General features: G+C 61.1%; 5 protein-coding genes. 2 read left to right on the top strand and 3 right to left on the bottom strand.

The genetic code is table 11. From position 1 onward, the window contains the following. On the bottom strand, positions 1-315 hold a 315-nt coding region (locus tag EN991_RS21990), incomplete at its 3' end, for a flavin reductase family protein (protein ID WP_164769277.1). A 191-nt stretch (positions 316-506) separates the two neighbouring features. Beyond that, the gene (locus EN991_RS21985; protein ID WP_127369541.1) at positions 507-2,312 is read right to left on the bottom strand and encodes a helix-turn-helix domain-containing protein; all 1,806 of its coding nucleotides are present in this window, start codon (positions 2,310-2,312) and stop codon (positions 507-509) included. Positions 2,313-2,510: 198 nt separating this feature from the next. Between EN991_RS21985 and EN991_RS21980 the strand changes: the two genes are divergently transcribed. Further along, complete coding sequence (locus tag EN991_RS21980; RefSeq protein ID WP_127369540.1) at positions 2,511-3,095, top strand: amino acid synthesis family protein; 585 nt, start codon at positions 2,511-2,513, stop codon at positions 3,093-3,095. Positions 3,096-3,417: 322 nt separating this feature from the next. Next, positions 3,418-4,557: an NAD(P)/FAD-dependent oxidoreductase gene (locus tag EN991_RS21975; RefSeq protein ID WP_127369539.1), complete on the top strand. Its 1,140-nt coding sequence runs from the start codon at positions 3,418-3,420 to the stop codon at positions 4,555-4,557. Between the two features lie 180 nt (positions 4,558-4,737). Here the strand turns inward: EN991_RS21975 and EN991_RS21970 are convergent. After that, the coding region (locus tag EN991_RS21970; RefSeq protein ID WP_164769275.1) for an FAD-dependent oxidoreductase at positions 4,738-5,389 on the bottom strand (652 nt) is incomplete at its 5' end.

The raw sequence follows: 5,389 nt of genomic DNA, 5'->3' as shown, positions 1-5,389 counted from the left end.
GTCATGGCTGATCGAGCCGAACTTGTCGTGCGCCTTCGAGGCGAAGACCGCCGAGACGTCAGTCTGCCCCTCATGCAAAAGATTGACCGCGAAGGAGTCGGACGCGTTGAACGCGGCATAGCTGGCAGCGGCCTTGCCGACGCAAACCAGAAGCAGCGGCGGATCAAGCGAGACCGACGTAAAGGAGTTGGCCGTCATCCCGCGCGGCGTGCCATCGGCGTCGCGGGTGGTGATGACTGTGACGCCGGTCACGAAGGTTCCGAATGCCCTTCTCAGTGCAATCGGATCGATCGTTGGCTGTGGAGTCGTCAGCATCTGGCCTCGTGTTCCCTCTTTGTATTGCGCGAGACGTTAGCCGCTGACCTGCAGCCGTTCTTCCTCCTGTTGATAGGAACAGCAGGCAGAGAGGCTGCTGTGTTTGCGAGCAAGGATCGCGGACAACAACGCAAACGGCAGGGAAGATACCCAAGCTGGAAACAGTCCGCACGGCGGAGGCTGGAACGATGCTATCTTTCGACCGAATCGCGGTTGTCGATGACCTCGCGCAAGCGGATGGCGAGCTCGAAAGCAAAGCGCCGCTCAGGGGTATCGAGATCGACACCGAACAGTTCCTGGATGCGCGCCAGCCGGTACCGCAAGGTGGTCACGTGCAGCCCCATCGCATCAGCGCAGGCCTGGCTGCGGCAGCCTTCGCGCAGATAAGAGAACAACGTCTCCATATAGGGGGTGCCGTGCCGGCGATCGTGATCGGCGATGGCGCCGACACTGTCCTGCACGAAGCTCCGCACATCCTCCACCTCGGCGGCCGCGATCAGCATCGGCAGCGGGCCGAAATCCTGGCTGGCAAAGACGCCGGTCCGGCCGAACGAGCGTCCGATACGGATCATGCGCCGGCAGCGATCCCATGCCGGGGGATAGTCCGCAAGTTTCGTGCAGAGGCCGGAAAGAACGACGAACGGTTCCTGGCCGAATTGGCGCCCCAGTTCCTCGGCAACCTTGCGCAGCAGCTTGGCGACACGGTCCTTGTCTTCGCCCAGCTCAGCCGGGATCAGGCAGACGAGGCCATTGTCGACGACGATGATGTCAGCCGCGACCGAGTTCTGCTGCAGCAACCGGATCACCGCATGATGCGGATCGACCAGACGTCCGGCGCTGCTTTGGGCGGCTTCAGGCAGGTCGATGAGGATCATCTGCTTTGGTGATGCCAGCCCTACGCCAAGCCGCTGCGCCCGCTGCGTTACATCGGCGGGGTCGTGCCAGCGATGCTCGACCACCTCCATGAACAACTCCGTCAGCGTGCGTGTCTCGAATCGGAAGCGGATGAAGCTGCGCATCATCTGGACGCTGAGCGCGAATTTGGCGCTGTCCAGCAGAAGCAGGTCGAGCTGGCTGAAGGGCTCCTGCATGGTGAAGATGACCATTGCCCCGACAGCCTCGGCATCAACACTCAACGGTTCGATCTTCGCGGTGAGACGCAGACGGCGCTTGCCGTCGTCGAGGAAGAACGTATGAGCCTCGCTGTGCGGCTGATCCACCGCCGACCGCGCGACCTTCATGATCTGCCGGTGCAGGCTGGTGTTGGCGGCAAGCTGCCAGGCCGCGTCGTCGAAATGCTTCTCGCTCGGTGAGCGGCTGGCGACGATCAGGTTGGCGGTGAAATCGACCACGACGACGGGGTTGGGCACCAATGCTGCGATCTTACCGGCAAGCGAAGGCATCGAGCTTTCGGCCAAGGCCTGCTGCAGCAGCGACGTATGTGCCTGGAGCGCCTGCTGGAGCCGTTCCGATGCACGCTTCTCCTCGCGCAGCTTGTGCTGTTTCTCGACAGCGATTTCACCGAGATGGACGATCATCCCGATGAAGGCGAGATCGTCGGCGCTGACGTCCATGATCTCTCGCGAGATGACGCTGAGCACCATCGGCCTTCCGGCCTCGTCGAGGCAACTCATCGGCATTACCAGAACGCTGCGGTAGTCGCGTTCGAAAGCCTCCATGCGATAGCCAGGAAACTCCTCCGAGACCCGGGCATCCCTGATATAGACGGCCTCGTTGCGTTGCAGGGCAACGATCGACGGACTGGTGGCGAGTTCCCAGCGGTCGGGGAGCGACCGCTGGATCAAGGTCGGGTCGTGGCGAACGATCACGTAAGCATGGCCATGCGGTGCGTCGATGCTCATGATCGACCCCATTGTCCATCCGGCATGCCGGCAGGCGGCCAACACGAGATCACGCAACACCGTGCTGAGATCGCCGCCTGAGTTGATCAGGCTGGCGGCGTCGCGTAGCGACAGGATTTGCGACTGATGGTTCACTGGTGCGACTGTTCCGGCTGACCGATCTGTTCTTGTTGGCACTGCGAGCCCCGATATAAGCAATTCGCGGCCGAGTGAAGCTACACGTCTTCCGAGAGCGAGACATCCGGTTTTTCCTCTGAAGCAGAGGAAGACGCGTGGTGCGCGCCTTCCTAGCCTGGCCCTTTCGAGTTTGGGCAGAAAGGACCGTTGGCGCGAATGGAAATCAGGAAAGTCTGCACCTTCATCGACGAGGTTCTGATCGAGGGCGGCAAGGTCGCTGGCAAACCGGTCACATCGATCGTCGTCGCCGCCGTGTTGAAGAACCCGTGGAGGGGACGCGGCTTCGTCGAAAACCTTCGCCCCGAGATCATCGACATCGCCCCCAGGCTCGGCGCCGAACTTACGCAGCGGCTAACCGCCTTGATGCCGCCGGCCGAGATCGAATCCTATGGCAAGGCCGCGGCCGTCGGTATCAATGGCGAAATCGAACACGCCTCGGCGCTGATCCACACGCTGCGCTTTGGCAATCTGTTCCGCGATGCCGTCGGCGGCACCACCTATCTCGAATTCTGCAACACCAGAAACGCCGCGGGGGCGTTGTTGTCACTGCCAATGATGCACAAGAGCGAGAACGGGAGGCGCTCGCATTTCATCACCGCGAACTTCCAGATCGCCGATGCACCGGGTGCCGATGAAGTGCTGGTCGCCATTGGTGCAGCCAACGGCGGACGCGTTCACCCCAGGATTGCCGACAGGTTCCAGGATATAGCGGAAATGGACGCGGAAAACGGCTCCTCCTGATAATCGGAGTCGTGTCAGGTCGTAAACCGACCAGCCTTTGTCCTGTCTTTCAAGCGCGCCATTGCGGGACATTGGCTGCGAAAGGCCTTCTACAAACCGGGGTGGCTTCTGGGAAGCGGGACCTTGTTTCGTGCAAGGAGCCGACCTATTCTAGGCTCCGTCGCGAAAAACAACTGCCTGACCATTGTCACCTTCGTCAGGCAGTCGAGTACACGTCAACTGTGCACAGCACGGTTCGGCCAGCGTCTCCGAGAGCAACCGCCCGACGAGAAGTCGGGCTCATGGCAACCGTCATTCCGACGGATGCATTGGAGCGCTAAAAATGCGAAATCGTATTGCAATCATTGGTGCGGGCCTTGGTGGCCTCACGCTTGCCCGCGTTCTTCATGTCCATGGCGTTTCAGCCACGCTCTATGAAGCCGACGCCTCCTCTGCCTCGAGAGCGCAGGGGGGACTTCTCGACATTCACGCATACAACGGTCAGCTCGCCCTCAAATCCGCAGGTCTGTTTGACTCGTTTCTTCAGCTCGTCCGTCCTGGCGAAGATGCAAAACGGATTGTCGACAAGGACTGCCATATCCTGTTCGACAGGCCGGGCAGCCACAGCGGCGAGCGTCCTGAAGTGGACCGGGGCGAGCTTCGCAAGATGCTGATCGATTCGATCCCGGCCGGTATGATCCATTGGGACCATAAGGTCACGTCCGTGGCAGCTACCGACGACAATCGCCATGAGATCACCTTCATGGACGGCTCAAAGGTGACCTGCGACCTTGTCATTGGGGCTGATGGCGCGTGGTCGAAGGTCCGTCCACTGCTTTCTGATTCAAAGCCGGCCTACACAGGAACGTGTTTCGTCGAGACATTCCTTTTCGATGGCGACACGCGCCACAAGGCGAGCGCAGAGGCGATCGGCAGCGGCACGCTGATGGCCGTTGCGCCCGGCAAAGGTATCCTGGCGCATCGCAATGCCGACGGAAGTCTGCATGTCTACGTCGCCTTGAACAAACCGGAAGACTGGATCGCTTCGATCGATTTCAGTGACGCTGAAGCTGGGTTGGCTCATATCACCGGGCAATTCGAAGGATGGGCTCCGCAGCTGACTGCCCTCATCACGGACTGCGACACCGATCCAGTGCTTCGACCGATCTATGCGCTCCCGGTTAGTCATCGCTGGAGCCGGGTGCCAGGCGCAACTTTACTCGGCGATGCCGCGCATCTGATGTCCCCATTCTCTGGCGAAGGGGCGAACCTCGCCATGCTTGATGGCGCGGAGCTTGCCCAGGCGCTCCTTGCCTATCCTGATGAGATCGAAGCCGCACTCACTGTCTACGAAAAGAGACTCTTCCCACGAAGCGGCAAGGTGGCCCAAGAAACCGAGCAGAACCTAAAGCGGTTTTTTGACGACACCGCACCGCAAAGCGTGGTCGATCTGTTCAGTGCGATGCAGGCATCGGCGAAGTAATCGCACTGGGGCGTGACTCGTTGAAGTCCCCGACAACACGACCGGTCGGAGGCCCAGGAGCACATCTGGGCTCCGCGGTGATACCGGCGGAATCTGGAAGGAGGTGAGATTTGAGAATTCGCATCCAATGCGAAGCGGGCTCGATCTAAGCGGTATCCGGCTCAGCCGCGACCCCGTTGTTCAGAGATATCGCACAGGGGATACAGCCTGAGTCACCTGATCTTCGGCCCTGCCGCCCGCCAGTTCCGAGAATAGCCGGGCGCTTGTGGGTCCAAGGGTAAATCCCTGATGGCCGTGACCAAAATTGCACCAGAGACCGGGGATTTTGGGAACGGCGCCAACTACCGGAAGCATGTCTGGCATGCATGGCCGCCAACCTGCCCAGGGCTCAGGCTCGACGGCTTCACCGAAATCGATCACCTCGCGCGCCATACGTTCGGCTCGGGCCAGTTGCCAAGGCGTCTTGGTCGACGCGAAGCGGGCAACCTCGGCGCCCGTGGTCAGCCGAAGCCCTTGACTCATGGGGCAATAGAGGGCCGCGGCGGCAACATCGAACAACGGCCTGCCTGGAAGGCGATCGGCTTTGTAGTGCCTGTGGTAGCCCCGCTTGCGTATCATGGGCATGGAAACGCCCAACGGCCTGAGGAGGGATGGCGACCAGGCACCGAGCGCAATGACGATGTTTTCAGTGGCCAGGCGCCGCCCGTTCCGCAAGTGGACGTGCCAGCCGGAAGCAGGCTGCGTCAGTGACCGCACTTCTTCTTCCAGCAGGGTGCCGCCGCGGCGGCGAAAAAGCGCTGCATACGTCGCGACGAGCCCGCCCGGATCAAAA

Origin of the sequence: Mesorhizobium sp. M7A.F.Ca.US.005.03.2.1, assembly GCF_003997795.1 — a bacterium.
Taxonomy (GTDB): Bacteria; Pseudomonadota; Alphaproteobacteria; order Rhizobiales; family Rhizobiaceae; genus Mesorhizobium; species Mesorhizobium ciceri.
The sequence above is the reverse complement of the archived record's forward strand: the minus strand, read 5'-3'. Positions and strand labels throughout refer to the sequence as shown.